The organism is Hyphobacterium sp. CCMP332, from assembly GCA_014323545.1.
Taxonomy (GTDB): Bacteria; Bacteroidota; Bacteroidia; order Cytophagales; family CCMP332; genus CCMP332.
The window spans coordinates 2,006,908-2,028,672 of sequence record CP058647.1; the positions used below are offsets into that span (position 1 = coordinate 2,006,908).

The 21,765-nt window shown below is 35.2% G+C and carries 19 protein-coding genes; 1 reads left to right on the forward strand and 18 read right to left on the reverse strand.

The window, feature by feature from the left end:
- Positions 1-19: 19 nt before the first annotated feature.
- The 15 genes from HZR84_08840 to HZR84_08910 form a co-directional block, all read right to left on the reverse strand.
- Positions 20-1,822, reverse strand: a complete 1,803-nt coding sequence (locus HZR84_08840) for an ATP-binding cassette domain-containing protein (protein QNL22041.1) — start codon at positions 1,820-1,822, stop codon at positions 20-22.
- The gene (gene uvrB / locus HZR84_08845; GenBank protein QNL22042.1) at positions 1,822-3,843 is read right to left on the reverse strand and encodes an excinuclease ABC subunit UvrB; all 2,022 of its coding nucleotides are present in this window, start codon (positions 3,841-3,843) and stop codon (positions 1,822-1,824) included. Before uvrB ends, HZR84_08840 begins: the two co-directional genes overlap by 1 nt.
- Entirely contained in the window at positions 3,843-4,577 is a 735-nt protein-coding gene (locus tag HZR84_08850) for a shikimate dehydrogenase (GenBank protein ID QNL22043.1), read from the reverse strand. Before HZR84_08850 ends, uvrB begins: the two co-directional genes overlap by 1 nt.
- Entirely contained in the window at positions 4,574-5,548 is a 975-nt protein-coding gene (locus tag HZR84_08855) for a DUF368 domain-containing protein (protein QNL22044.1), read from the reverse strand. Before HZR84_08855 ends, HZR84_08850 begins: the two co-directional genes overlap by 4 nt.
- Positions 5,548-6,309: a phosphosulfolactate synthase gene (locus tag HZR84_08860; protein ID QNL22045.1), complete on the reverse strand. Its 762-nt coding sequence runs from the start codon at positions 6,307-6,309 to the stop codon at positions 5,548-5,550. Before HZR84_08860 ends, HZR84_08855 begins: the two co-directional genes overlap by 1 nt.
- Positions 6,306-7,715, reverse strand: a complete 1,410-nt coding sequence (locus tag HZR84_08865; protein QNL22046.1) for a tetratricopeptide repeat protein — start codon at positions 7,713-7,715, stop codon at positions 6,306-6,308. The genes HZR84_08860 and HZR84_08865 overlap by 4 nt, the downstream gene beginning before the upstream one ends.
- 46 nt (positions 7,716-7,761) lie before the next feature.
- A complete protein-coding gene (locus HZR84_08870; protein ID QNL22047.1) occupies positions 7,762-8,754 on the reverse strand; it encodes an NAD-dependent epimerase/dehydratase family protein in 993 nt (330 codons plus the stop codon).
- Positions 8,754-9,488, reverse strand: coding sequence for a capsular biosynthesis protein (locus HZR84_08875; GenBank protein ID QNL22048.1), 735 nt, complete (start codon positions 9,486-9,488; stop codon positions 8,754-8,756). Before HZR84_08875 ends, HZR84_08870 begins: the two co-directional genes overlap by 1 nt.
- 12 nt (positions 9,489-9,500) lie before the next feature.
- Positions 9,501-11,903, reverse strand: coding sequence for a polysaccharide biosynthesis tyrosine autokinase (locus HZR84_08880; protein QNL22049.1), 2,403 nt, complete (start codon positions 11,901-11,903; stop codon positions 9,501-9,503).
- On the reverse strand, positions 11,903-12,604 hold the full coding sequence (locus tag HZR84_08885; protein ID QNL22050.1) for a polysaccharide biosynthesis/export family protein: 702 nt from the start codon (positions 12,602-12,604) through the stop codon (positions 11,903-11,905). The genes HZR84_08880 and HZR84_08885 overlap by 1 nt, the downstream gene beginning before the upstream one ends.
- Positions 12,605-12,677: 73 nt before the next feature.
- Positions 12,678-13,214, reverse strand: a complete 537-nt coding sequence (gene rfbC, locus HZR84_08890) for a dTDP-4-dehydrorhamnose 3,5-epimerase (GenBank protein ID QNL22051.1) — start codon at positions 13,212-13,214, stop codon at positions 12,678-12,680.
- 9 nt (positions 13,215-13,223) lie between these two features.
- Complete coding sequence (locus HZR84_08895; GenBank protein ID QNL22052.1) at positions 13,224-14,348, reverse strand: glycosyltransferase family 4 protein; 1,125 nt, start codon at positions 14,346-14,348, stop codon at positions 13,224-13,226.
- Positions 14,349-14,673: 325 nt separating this feature from the next.
- The gene (locus HZR84_08900; protein QNL22053.1) at positions 14,674-15,357 is read right to left on the reverse strand and encodes a response regulator transcription factor; all 684 of its coding nucleotides are present in this window, start codon (positions 15,355-15,357) and stop codon (positions 14,674-14,676) included.
- Positions 15,354-16,601: a HAMP domain-containing histidine kinase gene (locus tag HZR84_08905; GenBank protein QNL22054.1), complete on the reverse strand. Its 1,248-nt coding sequence runs from the start codon at positions 16,599-16,601 to the stop codon at positions 15,354-15,356. The genes HZR84_08900 and HZR84_08905 overlap by 4 nt, the downstream gene beginning before the upstream one ends.
- A 73-nt stretch (positions 16,602-16,674) precedes the next feature.
- Positions 16,675-16,971: a hypothetical protein gene (locus HZR84_08910; protein QNL22055.1), complete on the reverse strand. Its 297-nt coding sequence runs from the start codon at positions 16,969-16,971 to the stop codon at positions 16,675-16,677.
- Positions 16,972-17,194: 223 nt separating this feature from the next.
- On the opposite strand from HZR84_08910, the gene HZR84_08915 reads away from it, so the two are divergent.
- On the forward strand, positions 17,195-17,521 hold the full coding sequence (locus tag HZR84_08915) for a DUF1573 domain-containing protein (GenBank protein ID QNL23223.1): 327 nt from the start codon (positions 17,195-17,197) through the stop codon (positions 17,519-17,521).
- Between the two features lie 43 nt (positions 17,522-17,564).
- Here HZR84_08915 and polA read toward each other — a convergent pair whose 3' ends face one another.
- Genes polA through gpmA form a run of 3 tightly spaced genes read right to left on the reverse strand, consistent with a single transcriptional unit; the run spans position 17,565 to position 21,683 of the window.
- Positions 17,565-20,369, reverse strand: a complete 2,805-nt coding sequence (polA, locus tag HZR84_08920; GenBank protein QNL22056.1) for a DNA polymerase I — start codon at positions 20,367-20,369, stop codon at positions 17,565-17,567.
- 1 nt (position 20,370) lies between these two features.
- Positions 20,371-20,940 (reverse strand): hypothetical protein, encoded by a 570-nt coding sequence (locus HZR84_08925; GenBank protein QNL22057.1) that lies wholly within the window; start codon positions 20,938-20,940, stop codon positions 20,371-20,373.
- Positions 20,937-21,683, reverse strand: coding sequence for a 2,3-diphosphoglycerate-dependent phosphoglycerate mutase (gene gpmA / locus HZR84_08930; protein QNL22058.1), 747 nt, complete (start codon positions 21,681-21,683; stop codon positions 20,937-20,939). Before gpmA ends, HZR84_08925 begins: the two co-directional genes overlap by 4 nt.
- Positions 21,684-21,765 lie beyond the last annotated feature (82 nt).

Sequence of the window (21,765 nt, forward strand, 5' to 3'; positions counted from 1 at the left end):
AATTTAAAAATTTTAATTATTAATTGTCTGAAAAATCAAATTGCAATTTAACCAGTTTGGAATAAATTCCACCTTCCTTGAATGCCAGATCATCGTGTAAGCCTTCTTCCTCAATTTTACCTTCATTGAGTACGAAAATCCTATCTACTTTTCTAATCGTAGCCAGTCTATGTGCTATGATAATTGTAGTTCTGTTTTTCATTAACTCATCCAAGGCCTCCTGAACCAATAATTCAGATTCGGCATCAAGAGAACTGGTAGCTTCATCCAAAACGAGAATCCTGGGATCTTTCAATAATGCTCTTGCTATTGCGATTCTTTGTCTTTGCCCTCCCGATAACTTTATCCCTCGCTCTCCCACCAAGGTTTCAAATCCTTCAGGGAAACTTTCGATAAAATGCAAAGCATTTGCTTTTTTCGCAGCTTCATTTATCTCTTTATCACTTGCATCTGGCCTTCCATAGGCAATATTCTCTTTGATCGTCCCACCAAATAGTATGACCTCCTGAGGTACCATACCTACATGATGTCTATAGGCTTTCAGATCCATTTCGCGAATATCTTTTCCATCCAAACTAATCGTTCCTGAATCCGGATCATAAAATCTCAATAAGAGCTGTATAATTGTAGATTTACCCGCGCCGCTATGACCTACAAGCGCTATTTTTGATCCACTGCTTATTTGTAGATTTATTTCCTCTAAAACATTGATTTCTTTTCGGGTAGGGTAGGCGAAACTCACGTTTTTGAATTCAATATGTCCTTCGCACTCTTTGATATCTACAGGGTCATTTATATCCGAACCTTCCTGTTCTTCATCCAATATTTCCAATACTCTTTCCGAAGCTCCAACCGCTTTTTGTATCTGGCTGTAAAGCTCCCCCAGACTCCCCACTGAAGCGCCAATAAACATGGTGTAGATTATAAATGAAGTAAGATCCCCAATGCTGAGTGTTCCTTCGGAAACCATTCCGGCACCATACCAAAGCACCAAAACGATTGCTCCAAACAATCCGAATATTATAAATGAGAAAAATACGCCACGATACACAGCAGTTTTTAAGGCCAGACGGACCACTTCTATTAAATTTTTGGAATACCTTTTGTTTTCAAAATTTTCGTTTGTAAACGATTTCACAACGTTTACAGCCTGAAGAGATTCTTCAACAATTACATTGGCATCTGCCAGGCTATCTTGTGTTTTCTTTGAAAGTCTTTTGATAAACCTTCCAAAAACCATGGCCACAATTACCAATACCGGAAATACCGAAAGCATTAAAAACGTCAACTGCGCGGATTCCCAGAAAATAATTCCTACACCAATCACGAATACAGTGATCTGTCTGAAAAACTCAGCCAGAGTGGTCGAAAAGGTCTCTTTAAGAAATGCCACATCATTGGTAATTCTGGATATGAGTTCACCAATCCGTCTTTTATCAAAGAATTCCAGATGGATATGAAGCAGTTTATCAAAGAGATTCTTTCGAATATCAGCCATGGAATTCTCACTAACTTTGGCAAACAAATAAACTCTTGCAAAGGAGAGTGTACTTTGCACCACCAGGATAGCAACCATAACAAGGGCTATTTGATCTATACCCTGAAGAAGCCAATTTGCCTCACCAATGGCTGAATCGACAAGTTTTCCTGTGACATAGGGAAATATCATCACTATGGAGCTTGAAAGAAAAAGAGCAATCATTCCGCCGGCGAAATAGCCTTTATAGGGCAACATATATTTGAACACCCCTAATAATTTTTGAAAATTTTCCTTGCTCAGTTTTCGCTTGTCCTCTTCGGGCAAATCTACTCGTCTCGCCATTATGCTTTTTTAATTAAATCCTTTAGGGCATACCATTCATCTCTCAATCGCGCAGCTTCTATAAAATCCAGATCCTTGGCCGCCTTTTCCATGTCTTTGCGGGTTTTATCCGCCAGTTTTTCAAGATCTTCCTTAGGCATATATTGGATGACGGGATCGGCAGCAACTGAAGGTTTTTCTTCTTCCTGATAGTAATTTTTTATTCCTTTTTTGGAATCCGCCACTTTGGTCTGACCTAATATGGCCTCCTTACTTTTGCTAATTCCTTTTGGCTCAATACCCATTTCTTTGTTGTAATCTTCCTGTAGTTTTCTTCTCCTTTCAGTTTCTGAAATAGCCTGATTCATGGAATCGGTAACCTTGTCGGCATACATGATTACCCGGCCATTTACGTTTCTGGCGGCCCTGCCTATGGTTTGTATTAAAGAACGCTGATTTCTTAAAAAACCTTCCTTATCCGCATCCATAATTGCAACCAATGCAACTTCAGGCAAATCCAGTCCCTCTCTTAGCAAATTTACACCCACCAAGACATCGATCACACCAAGTCTTAATTCTCTTAGTATTTCTGTTCGGTCAAAGGTTTTAACCTCGGAATGGATATAACGCGATTTGATATTGAGATTTTTAAGAAATTTATATAATTCCTCTGCCATTCTTTTTGTCAAGGTAGTGACCAGAATTCTTTCACCGGCATTGATAGCATTATTTATTTCTTCCAGTAAATCATCAATCTGATGTGTACAAGGCCTTACCTCTATTTTAGGATCTAACAATCCGGTAGGACGAATGATCTGTTCCACGATTACTCCTTCTGAAATCTGTAATTCATAATCACCCGGTGTGGCACTAACATAAACCGTCTGATTTTTCATGGATTCAAATTCATTAAATGTCAAAGGCCTGTTGTCCAATGCGGATGGCAATCTGAATCCATAATCCACCAAAGTTTCCTTTCTCGATCGGTCGCCGCCCCACATGGCTCTTACCTGCGGAATTGTAACATGACTTTCATCTATGATCATCAAATAATCTTCAGGGAAATAATCGAGAAGGCAGAAGGGCCTTTGACCGGCTTGCCTCCTGTCAAAGTACCTTGAATAATTCTCGACTCCAGAGCAATAACCCAATTCGTTGATCATTTCAAGATCAAATTCTGTTCTTTCCTTAATTCGTTTTGCCTCGAGAAACCTTCTTTCTTTCTCAAAAAAGCCGACCTGCATTTCCAAATCATTGGATATTTCATGCATAGCCACATCGATGACATCTTTGCTGGTCACAAAAAGATTAGCAGGGAATATTGTAATGCTTTTCTCATCCGATAGTTTTTTACCCGACTCAGGGTCTATCATCTGAATGGCTTCAATTTCATCTCCCCAGAAATATATTCTATAACCAAAATCCGCATAAGCTACGAATATATCTACTGTATCTCCTTTGACTCGAAAAGTGCCTCTTTTGAATTCAGCATGAGAGCGGCTGTAAAGAATATCCACCAAGTGAAGTAAAAACTGCTTCTGAGAAATGTTGTCTCCTACACTTATACTGATTACATTTTTACCAAATTCATCGGGATTTCCAATACCATATATACAGGAAACCGAAGCGACCACAATTACATCTCTTCTACCTGAAAGCAGAGAGCTGGTTGCACTTAATCTCAGCTTTTCTATTTGCTCATTTATTGAAAGATCCTTTTCAATGTAAACATTGGTTACAGGCATAAATGCCTCAGGCTGGTAATAGTCGTAATAGGAAATAAAATATTCTACCGCATTATTTGGGAAGAATTGTTTGAATTCACCATAAAGTTGTGCTGCAAGTGTTTTGTTGTGACTTAAAATTAATGTTGGCCTTTGTGTTTCGTGAATAACATTGGCCATAGTAAAGGTTTTACCTGTTCCGGTGGCTCCTAAAAGCACCTGATTGGCTTCACCGTTGTTTACAGCTTCGGTCAATTGACGTATTGCCTCGGGTTGATCTCCCGTTGGTTGATACTCTGATTTTAATTTAAATTCCATTAATAATTATCCTGCCAGATTTTCCAGGATTCTTCAGCTTGCAAAATTAGCATTTCCATTCCGTTTTTAATGCTTGCCCCCATCTTTTCAGATTTTAGAAGAAACAATGTTTTTTCAGGATTATAAACAAGATCAAAACAGAAGTGATTTGAACTGAGTAAGTGATATGGAATATTTGGACATTCCGAAGTATTCGGGTATGCCCCCAATGGACTACAATTGACAATTAAGGATGCTCCTTTGATTAGGTTTTCATTGAGTTGTTCATAACTCAAATCTGTTTTTTTGGGATTTCGACTTATAATTTTATAATCGATACTTAATTGTTTCAAAGCATATTGAATCGCTTTTGAAGAGCCACCTGATCCGATAATTAAGGCAATTTTACTTTTATCGAAATGCGTTTTTTCAAGACTTTTAGTAAAACCAAGCCAGTCAGTATTGAAAGCTTTTATTTTATTTTTAGTGATTTTTAATGTATTGGCAGCACCGGTCAGTTTAACCTCTTCACTCAGAATGTCACAATATTTTAATACTTCTGTTTTGAAAGGAATGGTCACATTCATTCCTGTGAGATGGTATTTCTCGATGATTGAATAGAGATCACTTATTTTTTTTGTTTCAAAATTTTCATAAGTACAATCCGATATCCCTTCACTTTTAAATTTTCTATTAAAAAAAGATTTAGAAAAGGAATGTTTTATGGGATAACCAATTAGTCCGAAACGTCTCAATTCGATGAAATATTTCCAATTTTTTCGAGGCCCAATACTAAAACAACGCCCAGACAGGCCAAAAGCAACGCCCATAAGAGCTGATGTGAGGTAGAGTATAATTCTGCATAATAAAAGGGACTTATATTTTCTTCAAGGAAAGGCACCTTTTCTCCACTTGAATTCAAACGGTATTCTAAAGTTTCTTTCCAGGGCCAAACCTTGTTCAAAGAACCAAGCATAAACCCGGTTAACACGGCTATCGTAACAGACCTGAAGTTATTCAATACATAACCCAAAAGCCTTGCAAACATGGCAATCCCGATTATACAACCCAAGGCAAAAACGAACAATTTAGAACCGTACAGAATTAGTTCATCGCCGTTGCCGACTTTCAAGGCATCGCTAAATCCGGTGACAGCACCCAGGACCACTGAATATGAGCCGAGTAAAAGCAAAATAAAACTCCCGGAAATACCCGGAAGTATCATTGCGCAAATCGCAATTGTGGCGCTAAAGAAAATATAGGGCAAACTATCTATTCCTCCAGCTGGACTGCTAATGGTTATTAAATAAGCCAAAATGGCTCCGAGTAACAAACTTATAATGTTTTGGGGATTCCATTTATCAATTTGTTTTCCTACATAAATCACTGATGCTATAATTAAACCAAAGAAAAACGACCATATCAAAACTGGTTCATAAGTAAGTAGATACTTAATTATTCTCGCCAATGTGATAATGCTCGAAAGAATACCGAGCAACAATATTGACAAAAATCTTCCATTGATTGCTTTCCAAAATGAAAGAGGGCCTTCTTTGAATAAGATTTTGATTGATTGATAATTTACTGACCGGATTGACTGGATCAGTTCATCATATATACCTGTAATAAAGGCAATTGTTCCACCGGACACACCGGGAACAACATCTGCGGCTCCCATACTAAATCCTTTGAGATATAGTAAAAGAGCAGCTTTAAATTTTCGCATTACTTATTAAGAAATGTATTAAATGTATCTCCTCTTAAACCCAATCTGATAGTCTCCAATGGAATCACTTCGTTTGGAGCAATATTACCAAGATTCACATTGGTGCCAAGGAGTTTGATAAACCAAACCTGTTGTACTTTTTGAGGTGCTTCCCAAATAATTTTTTCAAACGGGATTTTAGTTAAAATTTCTTCTACCAAACCGGATCTAACCTCACCAGATGATCGAAACAGGCCCACATTTCCTCCTTCTCTTGCTTCTCCGATTACTTTCCAGGCACCCGCATCCAATTCATCCTGCATTAATTTTATCCATTTGTAAGGCGGAATAATTTTTTCAGCATCTTTTGACCCTACCTCTGAAAGTACTGTCACCTGCGAAGATAGTTGTTCAATGTATTTACATTTTTCCTCATGGTCCAGGTCAATTGAGCCATCGGATACTTCACAATGTTCCAATTTATATTTGTCTAGGACTTTCCTGTAATCATCAAACTGATCTCTGATGATAAATGCTTCAAACAAAGTCCCACCAAAGTATACCGGAATGCCGGCATCTTTATAAATTTTTATTTTTTCTTCAAGTTTTGGATAAACATAGGAGGTAGCCCATCCCAGCTTAACAACATCTACATGATCCGAACAGGTTTCTAAAAAATCTTCTACTTCACGGCAACTTAAACCTTTATCCATTGCCATAGTCAATCCGAAATCCCGATCTTTTTTAGTTCTTTCAGGGATGTTTTTTAAGGTATAATTCATTCGTTCTCGCCTTCTCTGAATTGATTTATAATATTATACAACATTTTATTGGCTTCCAGGTCGGGAAAATAGTTGTATAGATCCGCATGACCTTCAAAGTCCAAAAGTAGGGCATTTTCCAAATATTGAAATGCTTTTTGATAATTACCGGTTTTCAGGAAGCACACGACAAGACGGTAATACAAAATAGCCGATTCCGGAAGTTCTTCAACGCCAGATTTCAATAAGCTAATGGCCTGATCAAAATTGTTTTCTTCCAGGTACATCTCCGACCAGGAAACATAAAGGTCGGTATCCATAGGATTCAAAATTTCCGCTTGTTGAAATGCTTCTTCAGCAGAATTTACATTTCCTGTTTTATATTCATTTTGAGCCAATTTCAATGCACTGTTATAATCACCTGAGTTTAATTCAAATGATTTTTTAAAGAAATGAGCGGCCTGCATCCATTTTTCTTCAAATTCCATAATCAATCCCATAAAATACCATGATTCATATAATTCAGGATCGCTGTCTATGGCTTTTTGAAAATTCTTTACAGCTTTGTCAAATTCTCCAAGGGAAATATAAACCTGTCCAATTTTAAGAAACAGTTCCGCATCACCGCCTTCTTCTTTCAGTACCTTATTGTACATGTCAAGCGCTTTGTCCAAATCGCCCAATTCGTAATACACCTGCCCCAGCTGAAATATTGCTGGTGTATTGGTCTCATTAATAGAGCTGCTGTATTCGAATGCCTGCTGTGCTTTTTTTAGATTTCCTGTTTTCTCATACAAGACTCCAAGGTTGTACCATGCACCATCGTAATAGGGGTTTTTTTCAACAAAAGCTTCAAAAAAATCGATTTCTTGATCGAATGCCTCAGTTATTTCAAGACAATAGACCAATTCGTCGAGTGCATCATCATTTTCCGGATTTTCTGTAAGTGCTTGTTTATAATAATCAATGGCCTCGTCTATGTGATTGCTGATTTGATATGCAAAGCCGATATTGAACAGTTCTTCATCCTTATCTTCAGAAGCATCCAATACCTTGGAAAAATATTCATGGGCTTCTCTTTTGCGGTTGTTTTGAAGATAAAGCGAGCCTTTGACAAAAAGCAAATCGTAATCATTTGGAAAATAGCTTTCGGCCTGTTCCAAAACTTCAAATGCCTTTTGATGCTCTCCGGTACTATTGTACAGCTGAGAGAGTGTTAAAAATAAATCCAGTGAATAGGGGTGTTGCTCGAGAGCTATAGTACAGGCTTTTATTGCTTTTTTAATTTTCCCTGTGCCCTGATAATAGGTAACTACAGATTCAAACACACCGACATCCATAAAATGGATACTTCCGGATGAAAGCATTTCTTCAAACTTCTTAACGTTTTCCTGTTGTTCTCGAAGATTTTCGGGTTCTTCAAACATAGAATTCGCAAAACTAAATTTAGATGAACAATATAAAAATTAAATGTTATAAATCGCTCAATTTCGGAGCGAGTTTTGGACATATCCATTGAAGGGTATCGTCCAGACTTCTGTATTTAATTCCCAGATCATTTTTACTTTTGTCAGATTTGAGAACATATTGGCTGTTCGCAGAGTTCGCAGAATCTTTTGTTATTATTGGCTTGCCTCCAAACACAAATGTTCTTATAGCCTCCAACCTCCAGATCACATTCGAAAGCGATTTGCTAATCTTGATTCCGGGTGCTTTGACACGCCAGTTTATAGCGATTTTTTGAAATAGATCTTTAAAACGAATTGTTCCACCACATATAATATAGCGTTCGCCGGAAATTCGTTTTTTCAATACGTTTATTACTGCATCAGAAACATCGCGTACATCTACATAATTCAAATTTCCTACCGTATAAAATTTGCTTTTTTTCCAAACATAATTAAAGAGTTGTGTGCTGCTTTTTTTGGGGTCTCCAGGTCCGAGGATGAATCCGGGATTTAATATTACGCCCATCAACCCTTCTTCAATTGCCCTCCAAACCTCTAATTCAGAATAAAATTTTGATTTGGCATAAACGGAGTTGTTAGGACTTTCTTCCCATTTTGTAGCCTCATCAAGTTCAAATTGTGTTTTAGGTCTACCAATGGCAGCAATAGAGGAAATTTGAATAAAATGATCGACCTTTTTCTCGTTGGATAGGTCCACCAGATTTCTGGTGCCATTTACATTAATGGAAATCATGTTTTCCTTATCCTTTTTATCATAGGAAACCACCGCTGCTGAATGAATTACAATATTACAATCGGAAATGGCCTTTTTCATGGCAAGATAATCGCACATGTCTCCTTCAAACCATTCTATCTGTTCTTTGACATCTTCAACCAGGTTAAAATCGGAATTTGATCTGCAAAGGGCTTTTACAGCGTAATTATATTTTAAAAGATCCCGAAGTATAAATGAACCCAATAATCCGGTAGCACCAGTTATAAATACTTTGTCTTGCATTACAATAGGCTATTATTTTTCAGATATGGTGAATTTAATTTTCTGATGAGTTTGGTTTCCAAACTTTTTTCAAGAAGTTCAGCATGTCTCAGATTATGAACGTCAGAACCAACAAAATCCACAATATTTTTTCTAATCATATTTTTTGCCATTTTCTCAACGGGTCTGGAGTAATACCCGATTATGGAGTTAAGATTTAATTGCATATAAATACCTTTTTCTCTTAATGCGACAAGTTTGTCCAATTTACCTTGATAATATTGATAACGTTCCGGATGGGCCAAAACCGGTTTATATCCCTGGCTTTGCATTATAAAAATCGCTTCATCCATATGTATGGGTTGATTGATATAAGGAAGTTCAAAAAGTAAATAGTTGCCGGGAAGTGTCAGAATTTCTTCATCGCTTTTTAAAATTTTAATAAAATATTCATCCAAATAATACTCTGCCGCTGCCGAAATTTCAATATTTATATTTTCCTTATCGACGGCTTCCTGCACTTCAATAAGACCGGATCGTATAATTTCGGGAGTGTTTTTATAAAAATCTCCCATAACGTGGGGTGTAGTAATGACTTTTTTAAAACCCAAATTTTCAAATTTTCTGAGTATGCTTATACTTTCTTCAATCGTTCTAACTCCATCATCAATACCGGGAATTAAATGGGAATGAAGATCAACTTTTATTGTTGTTTTAAAAGACTTTTTATTTGACCCGAAAAAATTTGAAAACATAAATGAATGTACTTAGAATATTCCTAAGAACTTCTTTTTTGTGTTGGACTCTCCGTAATAACCCGAACCATATCCGTAGCCATATCCATAATTATATCCATATCCCCCAAGTCCTCTTCTTCTTTTTAAGCCATTGAAAATAATGCTTAAATGATCAATCCCTTTTTGTTTTTGAAGCTTTTGTATGCTTTTCAAAAATCCTTTTTTAGAATATTCAGATCTTAAAATATACACAGGAATATCTACTTTTTTCATCAAAATGATTCCATCGGTTACAAGGCCAATTGGAGGAGAGTCCATTATAATTATATCGTACTTTTCTTTGAGCTTAGATATGATATCGTCAAGCTGTGGTAGTAAAATTAATTCTGAAGGATTTGGTGGTGGTGGGCCTGAAGAAATATAATCTAGGTTTTCCTGTGAAGTATGTCTTATGACTTCATCGAGTTCCATTTTACCAATAAGCAAATTGCTCATCCCAAAATGATTTTCTTCGTTTAAAGCAATATGCAATTTTGGCTTCCTCATGTCAAGGTCGAGCAAAATAACTTTTTGATTGGACATGGCAATGACTGCACCGAGATTCACTGATACAAATGTTTTTCCTTCACTACTGACTGTTGATGTTACACTTATTGTTTTTTTACCATTATTTCCAGGAGTAATAAAATCGAGATTTGTTCTTATTGATCTGATTGCTTCGGCTATTTCTGATTTAGGATTATCCGTCACTACCAATCGTGAATACCTGCTTTTAATTTTTTGCAAAGGCACTACCCCAAGCATAGGAATGTTTAAATATTTTTCAATTTCTTCAACAGAATCAATTGTGTTGTGGCTTATATACCTCACTCCGAGTAAAAGCAAAATCAACAATAAGGCAGCGCCAAAACTAATTAGGTATACATCCGATTCTTTTGGGAAAACCGGCACTTTTGGAAGATTTGCCGGAGAAAGCACTTGAAAATCAGGAATTGTTCCCGCCTCGCTTATTCCGAATTCTGCTTTTTTATCCATTAAAAGCAGATAAAATTTTTCATTTAAATCGTATATCCTTTTTAATCTTTTGTATTCGGTTTCCTTTTCAGGCAAAGCTTTTATTTCCGCTTCTAGTTCTTCTATGGCGTTTCTTAATTCAGCCACTTCCTTGGATGTAATTTGTCTGTCATTCTCCAATGCATTTTCAAGTGCTTTTTCCTGAATTTTTATATCCTTTTGGGCATATTGAAAAGCCAGCGTATTTGGATTCGTGGAATATTTCAGTACTTCAAGTTGATTTTTATTTTTCATCAACTGATTCATTTTGTCATCATAAGCCTGAAACCCGGGATAAGCGCTTGTTAATTGTTGATAATATAAAGTATCACCAGCTTCAAAGGCTTTTTCTAAATTTTTAAGTATTATTAATTTTTCATTTTCCGCTCTTAGCTCTTCCCTGTACTTTTCTATTTTTTCTATTCGTTTGGTAAAAATATTATCGATATCCGTAGTTTTATTTTCTTCCACGAAGGCTTCCAGTTCTTTTTCAGATTGCGTAAGCTTTTCTTCGGTTTTATTCAATTGATCATTTAGAAAATCAATGGTTTGTTTTGAAGCTTGATTTTTTAGCTCCAAAGTATTTTCCAAATAGACTTTATTGATATAATCAACTATGGTTTTGGCTTTTAGAGGATTGGGATCTCTATAGATAATTTTAAGAGTATTCGCAGAGGGATTTAGGATTTGAACGAATAGGTTTGACTTTATCATATCCACCAGGCTTCTATGGCTGTTGACAATAAAATAAAACTGGTTTTGATTGATATCAGACACGTCGTCAGACGTTTTGGTTATTAAAATTTCCAGATGAGCATTTTTAAAAGCTTTGTTAAAGATCAATTGCTCTGAATAATTGTCACCAAATAATTTGTAATAAATTCTGAGATTTTTTTCATCAATAATTTTTACTTCTATTTTTTGATCGAGAAGGTCAGGGTGCAAATAATTGTATTGAACTTCAAAAAATGAGTTCATGAATCGTTCGTCATCTTTGATCGTACCTTCTGTCATATAACTGACTTTAAGCGCATCAAGTTTATCTATAACCTGATCATGTATGAGTTCTGATTTTATCAGTTCAACCTCTCCGGATAGATTGTTGGAAACTGTAGGATTCTGAAGTTTTGAAATACCAAGCGCATCAACGTCGCTTTTGATTTCCAACTTTAGTACAGAAGATGATTCGTATATAGGAATGGTATATCTTAGGTAAATATAACTCCCCGCAAAAGCGATAAGCAATAATAAAATAATCCAAATCAGGCTTTTGGTGAGAATAAGTAGAAACCTTCTGAAATCAATGTCGCCCAACAATTCCATATTGTTGATTTGAGTCTCAGTAGTGCTTACTATTTGTTTATTATCTCCTTCTGACATTATCGTGTTAGTAAAACAATAATGGTTACAAAACTTGTTAGCAAATTAATTATAGGTGCAATTTCTCTTGTTGCTTCAGAAACCACCCGCCGAACAGGTTCAATATATACAATGTCCTGATTTTGCAATTCAAGATTGGCAATTTGCATGCCTTCAATTGTACTTAAGTCAATAACTTCTACATAAGGATTTTTAAAATTACCTCTGATCAATCTTATATTATGGGATTTTGAATAATTCCCAATCCCTCCACTTATTGCAAGAGCTTCAATTAAAGTTGTGTTTTCATTAGCCAAAGGAACAACCATACCCTTTTCACCATTGAAAATGTATACCCGTCTGTTTTTTATTTGTGTTACTACAAATGGGTCCTTATAAAACTTTAGGTATTCAGCTCTGAGAATACTATCGGCCTGATATAGGGTAGATCCTGCAAGATATACATTGCCAACCATGGGAAGTTTTGCAGTTCCATCCGGCCTAATCAGATAATCCGGCCCTGATTTGTTTTCAAGGCTGTTTAAGTTATTCACACCAAATTCTGATCTCAATTGAAAATTAGGGTCAATTAAAGCTTCGCCCTTATTCGTTTCTACATTGAGCTCTATTATATCGTCAGGTTTTAAAACATATTCTGATTCAATTTTCTTTAATGATTCCGCAATTTCCTTGTCCATTTCAAATTCATCTGTTTGAAACATTATATTTTGCCGATAACATGAAGTGTTTATAAGCAATATCAGTAAAGCGGAAATTGGAATAAAGATTTTCATTTTACGAATCTCTTAAAGTTTCAAAGCGGGGAAGTAATTTGTCTTTTGCCGAAATTATTGGATCATCGATTCCCCATTCTATATTTAAATCCGGATCATTCCAAATAATTCCTGATTCTGCTGCGCGGTTATAGTTTGATGTACATTTATAAGTTAAAATTGTATTCTCAAGAGCCAAAAATCCATGTGCAAAACCTTCCGGCACATACAATATCTTTCGCTGGATATCATCAATTATGAAGCTTTTATATTTGCCAAACGTCTTTGAATCTTTTCGAACATCAACAACCACGTCCAGAATTTTTCCTTTGATCACGCTTACAAGCTTTCCCTGCTGGTTTGGGTCATTTTGAAAATGCAGTCCTCTTAAAACACCCCTTCTTGATACAGAAAGATTATCCTGAACAAAATTGATATCCAATCCAATTTCTTTGAAGATCTTTTTATTATAAGATTCTAAAAACTCACCTCTTTCATCAGGAATAATCGTTGGTAAAATCTCAACTAATCCATCAAATTCTGTTGTTTTCAACTCCATATTGCAAGTTTAACTTAATTTATCTGCAATTGCATTGTTATAAGCCTTGAAAATGAGCTCTTCAGCAAAGCTTTTTTTCACAAATAATCTGCCATTTTTACCCATTTGTTTTACCTTTTCTATTGGCATTTCAATGAGTTCAATCATTTTTTGAGCCAGGTCATCTGCATCTTTTGCTTTACAAAGCAAACCATTTTGATTTTTGTTGACCAATTCTCTACAACCTGGAACATTCGTAGTCAGGATTGCTTTTTCCATGCTAAGAGCTTCCAATAATGCTCTTGACATTCCCTCTCTATAGCTTGGAAGAACTATAACATCAGCCTGAGCCATATAGGGTCTTACATCTTCTTTTGCAGGATGCCATTCAATGTTATTTTCGTCTGAAATCTGAATAATTTCTGATTTTGTATAACCTAAATTTCCTTTTTCTTCTGTCTGACCCAATATATCAAATTTGACATTGGGAAATTTATTCCTGACAATTCGGGCAGCTTTAATATACTCCCGAATTCCCTTGTCAAATATTAAGCGGGAGACCATTAAAAAAGTAAAGTTCTCTCTATATACATATACATCAGTAGGTTTAAAGTAATCAATATCAATACCTGATCCCGGTAAAACCTCTGTTCGATCGTGTTTAATAATTCCGGTTTCTATAAATAGATTTAAATCATCCTGATTTTGAAAAAAAACATTTGATGATTTTTTAAGCGCTCTTTTGTACAATATTTTGGCTATATGGGAGGAAGGCCTATTTCTTAAAAATACAGTACCCAATCCGGAAATATTATTGATAAAAGGAACGTTTTCGGATTCTGAAGCCAGTGAACCGTAAATATTTGGCTTAATGGTATAAAACAAGCAAATATCCGGGCGGATATCCTTAATTATTCTTTTATAGGAGAGCAAAAGATTAAAGTCATCTAAAGCATTGGTTCCTTTTTGACTTATTTTTATATCATTAAATTCAATACCAAGTGAAATTAATTTATGACTGAATTCATCTTTTGGAGCACAAGCATAAACTTTCATGCCATGGTCTAAAAAATTCATGATAAGATTTCTTCTGAAATTGTAAATATTCCAGGAGGTATTGATTGAAATTAGGATTTTTTTGCCTTTTCCCGCCAAAGTTTCTTCCGCTCAATTAATTAATATGTGTATCGGACTATCAAGAAACAAAAAAGCGAGAAAAATTTTAATTAATGGAGGATCTATTTTTTGCCACAATTCAGGGCTACCATAGATTTATCCATGAATTGAGCCTATTGAAAAATTTTGAAAATTTTATAGGAGCGATAAGAAAAATCATATAAACAATAACAATCAAGAGAAATATGATAACGAAGAAATCAGTCATTACACGAAATTAATGGTGTAAAATTACAACTGATTTATCGATAAAATATTAAGTGAAGATGAATTAATAATGAAGTTTAATTCACATTTTTAGAACTTAAGCTTCTTCCCATTTGAATCCGATGGAATGATAATTTATAATTCTATTTGAAGATTTGTTTAGGTACTTTCTGAGTTTACTGATAAATACATCAAGGCTTCTTCCTTTGAAATAATCATCATCACCCCATATATTTAGTAAAATTTCCTCTCTTTTTACAATTCGATCTTTATTTGAAATCAATATTTTAAATAGATCTTTTTCTTTTTCAGTCAATTTGATTTCATCCTTGGTAATTTTTAAAAGATTCTTTCTAAAATCTATGATTAAATTTTTGTGAGAGTACTGAGAAGGTTCTATCGCATCATGTGAATTTGCAGTTCTTTTGAGAAAAACATTTATGCGATACATTAACTCTTCCATGCTAAACGGTTTCGTTATATAATCATCAGCACCGCTTTTAAAAGCATTTAATTTATCCTCCAGCAAATCTCTGGCCGTCAGGAATAATATGGGAGTTATTTGATCTTTTAACCTAAATTTTCGGGCTAAAGAAAAACCATCGCTTTTGGGAAGCATAACATCCAATAAGCATATATCAGGGGTATTTTTAATAAACGAATTTTTACCGCTTTCTCCGTCTTTAAACCATTCTACAATGAATCCATGTTGCTGCAATTGGTCTTGAATTAGAAAGCCAAGATTCTGATCATCCTCAATCAATAAGATTCGTTTTTTCATTCCAGAGGTAGAATTATTTCAAAATATCCCGAGTTTTCATTGCTAACCCAACGAATTTTACCTTTATGCGCAAGTATCACATTTTTTACATAATGCAGTCCAAGGCCATAACCTTTTTTGTCATGCAAATCACCCTGGCTGATTCTAAAAAATGGACTAAAAATACGTTTCTTGAATTTGGCAGGAATTCCCTGGCCATTATCTTTCCAAGTTATTATCAATTGCTTTTTAATAGTACGAATCCCAATTTCGAGGTGGGGAAATACCGGACCGTATTTGATTACATTATCCAATAAATTATGAATGACATGCTCCATATGGAGTTTATCCAGATTAACATGTGTGCCTGATGCCAATGAATTTAAGTCAAAGTCAATTTTTTTATTGCTGCTTAAATTGAATCGATCCAGAATAGTTACCAAAAACAATTTAAAATCAACCTTTTCTTTTTCAAGGCTAAGTCCGTCCTTCTCACCACGTGCCTGTTCTAAAACATTTTCAATCTGACGTTTTAGTTTATCGGCTTCATGTGAAATAATCTCCAGGTATTTTTGCGTTTCTGCATCGATAGTCTTTTTATTCATTACTGCTTCTGAGCTAAGTTTAATACTTGAAAGAGGTGTTTTAAGCTCATGTGTCATATTATTTACGAAATCTCTTTTTATTTCAGAAAGCCTTTTCTGACGAAAAACAATGTAGAGAGAAATTGAAAAAAATATAATAATCAGGAGAAGTATAAGAGAAAGCAAAATCCATCCTTTCAAACCTCCTACTAGTGTTTTTTCTACACTTGGAAAGAAAACACCAAAATAGTATTGATCTTTATCCCATTTAGGAAAAACTAATTTTTCTACAGGAGAATCCTGGTTTTGTGTTTCGCTGCCATAAAGCAGGTGATCGTTTTCACAATCGTAAATAGTATATATATAAGGGCTATTGATATATCGCGATTGAAATTTTCTTTCCAGGAGATCATCGAGAAGTTGCAAATCAATTTGGTCATTGATCATTACCACAAAATAATTTTCAGATAGTTGTTCTACGGGAAAATTATCCTGAACCTTATTTCCATTGTAAACATAAATTTCAGCAGCTACCTCACTCAAGGCTTGAAACACGTTTAATTCAAATTCCTTCTTTTTAACATTAAAGGCCTGATGAAACCAGAAGAATTGCAAGAGTGCAATTGAAAGGATAGAAACTATACCGATTATAACTAAAAAACGAAAATGCCTGCTTTTCACAGGCATAAATTAGATTTATTATTGACACAAAGCCAATATTTTAACAGTTCATTAACAAAATTTCATGTACAATTCAATATTGATTCTTTGCGAAAAGCTCGGTTTCAAACCAGTCTTCTAAACATTTCTTTTGTGTCTGTAAATTAAGGTCTCCCGAACAACAATTTTCGTGTGAAGTAAAAGTTTCTACACTTTTTAAATCGGCACATTTAAGAATTTCCACTGTGGAATATTCATCTCCTGTAATGGCGTAAATAGTATTATAAGGATTGCTTGTTTTATCAATCTGGACAGTAAATTCATTTAAAGACCAGTAGATTAATCCAACTGCAAACAATCCGGCACTTAATATGGCTTTAAATTTTAACATGATTTCTAATTTTTAATTAAACTACCTTATTCCTGGTTTATTTAACATTTCATTAACAAGTATTAAGAACTTCTTAACACTATGTTATACGGGAAAAGCTGTGATTTGGATACATAAATTTTTTTTTAACCAAATTTTGTTAATTATGAAATACTCATTAATCATTCTAATCTCAGTTTTTGCCTTTGGTTTTAATACCAATGCACAGGTCGAGTCTTTTATCATGGAATCGGAATATTCAAATTCATCCTATGCTAAAATGGCGATGATGGAAGAAGAACATGATTTCGGGAAAATTGAAAAAGGAATTCCTGTTTCACACACCTTTAAATTTGAAAATAAAGGAGATGCCCCCCTGATTATCAGCAATGTGAAAACAAGTTGTGGATGCACGGCTTCAGAATATTCAAAAGAAGAAATATTACCAGGTGAAATGGGTTATTTAAAAGCCACTTATAATGCTTCCAAAATTGGACATTTCAACAAAAGCCTTACTGTTTCTTCCAATGGTGGCGATGTCGCGCTAAACATAAAAGGAGAGGTTTATTAAAATTCCAATTAATCAATACCCGGAACTGACAACTCCGGGTATATTAATGTGCTTCCAACCAATTGAGGCCGGTACCCATACCAATTTCCATTGCCACTTTCATAGGAATGGCATTTTTCATTATATCCTCTACCTTGTTCTTTAAGCTGTCTAATTCATTTTTGTAAACATCAAAAACCAATTCATCATGAACCTGAAGAATCATTTTTGATTTCATTTTCTCTGATTTCATCCAGTCATGGATTTTTATCATTGCGACTTTAATCATATCTGCAGCAGATCCTTGTATGGGTGCATTGATAGCATTTCTTTCAGCAAAACCTCTTTGAGTCTGGTTTCTGGAATTAATATCTCTTAAATAGCGTCTCCTGCCTAAAATCGTCTCCACGTATTCATTTTCCCTGGCGCTGTTAATGATATCGTCCATGTATTTTTTAACGTTGGGAAATTCATTAAAATAAGCTTCTATAAGTGCTGCTGCTTCTTTTCTTGGGATATTTAATCTTTGGGAAAGACCAAATGCAGAAATTCCATATATGATCCCGAAATTGGCAACTTTGGCCTTTCTTCTCATATCGGAATCAACTTTATTCAATTCGACTTTAAATATTTTACTTGCAGTGGTGGAGTGAATATCAATGCCATTTTCAAAAGCATCGAGCATACTTTTATCTTCGGCAAAAGCGGCCATTATCCTCAATTCAATCTGAGAATAATCTGCAGATAATAAAATGTGTTCATTATCTCCGGGAATAAATGCCTTTCTTATTTCCCTCCCTTTTTCAGTCCTGATAGGAATATTCTGTAGATTGGGGTTTGTTGAACTCAATCGTCCGGTAGCAGCAACTGCCTGATTGTAAGAGGTATGAATTCTACCATCTTTTTGACTAATTAATTCGGGAAGGGCGTCAACATAAGTTGATTTTAGCTTTTGATATTCCCGAAAATCAAGTATTAAGGAAGCAATTTCGTGATTATTTGCAAGTTGAGATAGTATTTCTTCACCTGTTGCATATTGACCCGTCTTTGTCTTTTTGGGTTTTTCAACAAGTTTCATTTTATCAAATAAAATTTCACCAAGTTGCTTTGGTGAAGCTATATTAAATTCTGCTCCTGCAATTTTAAAAATCTTATCCTGCGTTATCTGAGCTGCCTTACCCAGTTCATCAGAAATTTCTTTTAATGTTCCACGGTCCACTTTAACTCCCGATACTTCCATATCGGATAAAACCTTTACCAATGGGGTTTCTACCTCATTAAATAATTTTTCCTGATTATGTGACTTGAGCTCTCGTTCCAGTTTGTATTTGAGTTGGAGAGTGATATCAGCATCTTCCCCGGCGTATTCTGCAACCTCTTTAGGGTCAGCATCACGCATATTGCCTTGATTTTTTCCCTTTTTACCGATCAATGTTTCAATGGAGACCGGTGTATAATTCAGATAGTTCTCGGACAGGGCATCCATATTGTGTCTGGAATCCGGTTCAATTAAATAATGCGCAAGCATAGTATCAAATAATGCCCCTTTAACCTCAATTCCGTAGGTCAATAAAATTGTAATATCATACTTTAGGTTTTGTCCTATCTTTAAAATCCTTTCATTTTCAAAAATCTCTTTGAATTCGCTTAATATTGATCTGCAATCATCCTGATCCTGAGGCATTGGAATGTAATACGCTTCATGGGCATTGTAGGATATAGCCAGCCCTACTATTTCGGCCTCAAAGGCATTGATGTCTGTGGTTTCTGTATCAAAACAAAACTCCTCCTGTCTTGATAGAAATCGAATAAGATTTTTTCGTTTGGATTCAGAATCAATGAGATAATATTGATGTTTTACAGTTTGAATATTCTCTTTTTCCGGTGATATTTTTAATACTTCCTCGGATTCGGATGGCATAAACATATCAATCTGATTTTCATCTGATTTTTTCTTAGAAGAGGAACTTGAATTACCTGAATCACCTTCATCGCCAAAAAGTCTTTTTTTAGTTGTTCTGAATTCAAGCTCATCAAGGAGAGCAATGAGTTGCTCATTGTTTGGTTCGTTATGACGTAAATCTTCTTCGTTAAACTCAATTGGAACATCTACAGCAATAGTTGCAAGCTTTTTAGATAAAATACCCTGCTCTCCAAACTCAATGACATTTTCTTTTTGTTTTCCTTTTAATTCATCAGCATGTTCGACGAGGTTTTCAACAGAACCGTATTGTTGAATGAGTTTTTTTGCGGTTTTTTCACCTATTCCAGGAATTCCGGGAATATTATCAACACTGTCGCCCCAAAGTCCCAGGATATCTCTTACCTGATCGGGATTTTCGATTTCCCATTTTTTGATAACTTCCTTTTCACCCAATACCTCAACGCCCTTACCCATAAAAGCAGGCTTGTATAAATATACGTGTTCTTCTACCAATTGGCTGTAGTCCTTGTCGGGAGTCATCATGAACACTTCGAAACCCGCTTTTGAGGCTTTTTTTGCCAGTGTGCCAATGACATCATCGGCTTCGTATCCATCAATTCCATAAAGTGGAATATTGAAGGCTTCAACCATTTTAATCACAAATGGGATGTTACTTTCGATATCTTCAGGTTGTTCCTGTCTATTGGCCTTGTAATCGGTGTAATCCTTATGTCTAAAAGTTGGCGCTTTGGTATCTATTGCCACAGCAATATGAGTGGGCTTTTCCTTTTGCAAAATTTCTAAAAGAGAATTTGTAAAGCCATAGGTAGCTCCTGTATTTACTCCTTTGGAATTTATTCTTGGATTTTTACTGAAAGCAAAATGAGCTCTATAAATCAAGGCCATTGCATCCAGAAGAAACAGTTTCTTTTCAGGCTTCGACATTTTAATAATTAATTTTGGCTAAAATTTCTCCTCCCTCTTCACTTTTTAAAATCACTTTTGTCTTTGAAATGATATGATAGCTTTCCAAACGCTCTCTTTTTTGATCAAAATAAAGCATAAGCTTTTTTTCAGAAGCATAAAGATAATTATCCTCAATGATGGTAGCAGATATCATTTCGGGAAACATGGCATTGGCAGGTTTTACTTTTAATTCCTTGATTTTCGATTTGTAATCAGCTTTTTTTAAACGATACACTAGTGCCTCATTGACAACTGAATCGTATAAAGGTGCCAATGCGGGTTTGTTTATATTCATTGCTTTAAATAATTCCAGTTCCTCCGACCAGTCAATGTCGCTTTTAGAAACAGTGGATGAATCATCGATAAATATTACGGTCTTTTCTAAAGTGGGTGATAAAGAATCGAGAAATTCAATTTGTTGATTGATTATTTTCAATACATCATAATGCTCGGCAGGATATTTAAAATCTTCATTTGAAGGGCTACATTGAAAAAAAATAGCAGTTGTTAAGACTGCTATTGCAATTGATATTATTCTGTTTTTATTCATTTACTTTTCGCCTGATTGGCAACTTTATTCATTGCTGCTTTTATTTCATCCTGATCTCCCAGATAATAATCTTTAATATAATTTAAATTGTCATCCAGTTCATAAACCAATGGAACACCTGTTGGAATGTTCACCTTTAAGATATCGTCCTCCGGCATATTTTCAATTAGTTTTTTAAATGCTCTAATGCTATTGCCATGTGCAGCAACAATGATTTTTTCTCCTTTTTTCAGACGCGGAAACAGGTCATTTTCTAAAAGTGGTTTTATCCTTTCAACAGTTAAAGCGAGACTTTCCGTTAATGGTATTTGATTCTCATCGAGACTTGAATACCTCGGATCTTTACCCGGATATCTTTCATCTTCTTTTTCAAGAGGGGGTGGAGGTGTAGCATAACTTCTTCTCCAGATAAGAACCTGTTCATCACCGTATTCTTTTGCGGTTTCAGCTTTGTTTAATCCCTGTAAAGCGCCATAATGCCTTTCGTTCCATCTCCAATCTTTTATCACCGGAATCCAGGCCTGATCAATTCCATCTAACACAAAATTCAAAGTTCTGATGGCCCTTTTTAATACAGAAGTGTAGGCCAGATCAAAGACGAATCCTTCTTCTTTTAGCAATCTACCAGCCTCTTTAGCCTGAGTTTCTCCCAATTCTGTAAGATCCACATCTTTCCAACCGGTAAATCTATTTTCTTTGTTCCAAAGGCTTTCGCCATGCCTGACTAAAACGAGTTTGATCATATTTTTGAAAAATTTGTACCAAGATAAGGAATGAAATAAACGATTGACACAGAATTTTACTTTTTACTGTCTCAGTTTAAGT

Bases quoted from the DNA above. Each gene is read 5' to 3' on its own strand.
- uvrB (QNL22042.1), bottom strand. From the start codon at position 3,843: ATGGAATTTAAATTAAAATCAGAGTATCAACCAACGGGAGATCAACCC.
- HZR84_08860 (QNL22045.1), bottom strand. From the start codon at position 6,309: ATGAATTATACCTTAAAAAACATCCCTGAAAGAACTAAAAAAGATCGG.
- HZR84_08865 (QNL22046.1), bottom strand. From the start codon at position 7,715: ATGTTTGAAGAACCCGAAAATCTTCGAGAACAACAGGAAAACGTTAAG.
- HZR84_08885 (QNL22050.1), bottom strand. From the start codon at position 12,604: ATGTTTCAAACAGATGAATTTGAAATGGACAAGGAAATTGCGGAATCA.
- HZR84_08915 (QNL23223.1), top strand. From the start codon at position 17,195: ATGGAATCGGAATATTCAAATTCATCCTATGCTAAAATGGCGATGATG.
- polA (QNL22056.1), bottom strand. From the start codon at position 20,369: ATGTCGAAGCCTGAAAAGAAACTGTTTCTTCTGGATGCAATGGCCTTG.
- HZR84_08925 (QNL22057.1), bottom strand. From the start codon at position 20,940: ATGAATAAAAACAGAATAATATCAATTGCAATAGCAGTCTTAACAACT.
- HZR84_08870 (QNL22047.1), bottom strand. From the start codon at position 8,754: ATGCAAGACAAAGTATTTATAACTGGTGCTACCGGATTATTGGGTTCA.
- HZR84_08855 (QNL22044.1), bottom strand. From the start codon at position 5,548: ATGCGAAAATTTAAAGCTGCTCTTTTACTATATCTCAAAGGATTTAGT.
- HZR84_08875 (QNL22048.1), bottom strand. From the start codon at position 9,488: ATGTTTTCAAATTTTTTCGGGTCAAATAAAAAGTCTTTTAAAACAACA.
- HZR84_08900 (QNL22053.1), bottom strand. From the start codon at position 15,357: ATGAAAAAACGAATCTTATTGATTGAGGATGATCAGAATCTTGGCTTT.
- HZR84_08840 (QNL22041.1), bottom strand. From the start codon at position 1,822: ATGGCGAGACGAGTAGATTTGCCCGAAGAGGACAAGCGAAAACTGAGC.
- rfbC (QNL22051.1), bottom strand. From the start codon at position 13,214: ATGGAGTTGAAAACAACAGAATTTGATGGATTAGTTGAGATTTTACCA.
- HZR84_08880 (QNL22049.1), bottom strand. From the start codon at position 11,903: ATGTCAGAAGGAGATAATAAACAAATAGTAAGCACTACTGAGACTCAA.
- HZR84_08910 (QNL22055.1), bottom strand. From the start codon at position 16,971: ATGTTAAAATTTAAAGCCATATTAAGTGCCGGATTGTTTGCAGTTGGA.
- gpmA (QNL22058.1), bottom strand. From the start codon at position 21,683: ATGATCAAACTCGTTTTAGTCAGGCATGGCGAAAGCCTTTGGAACAAA.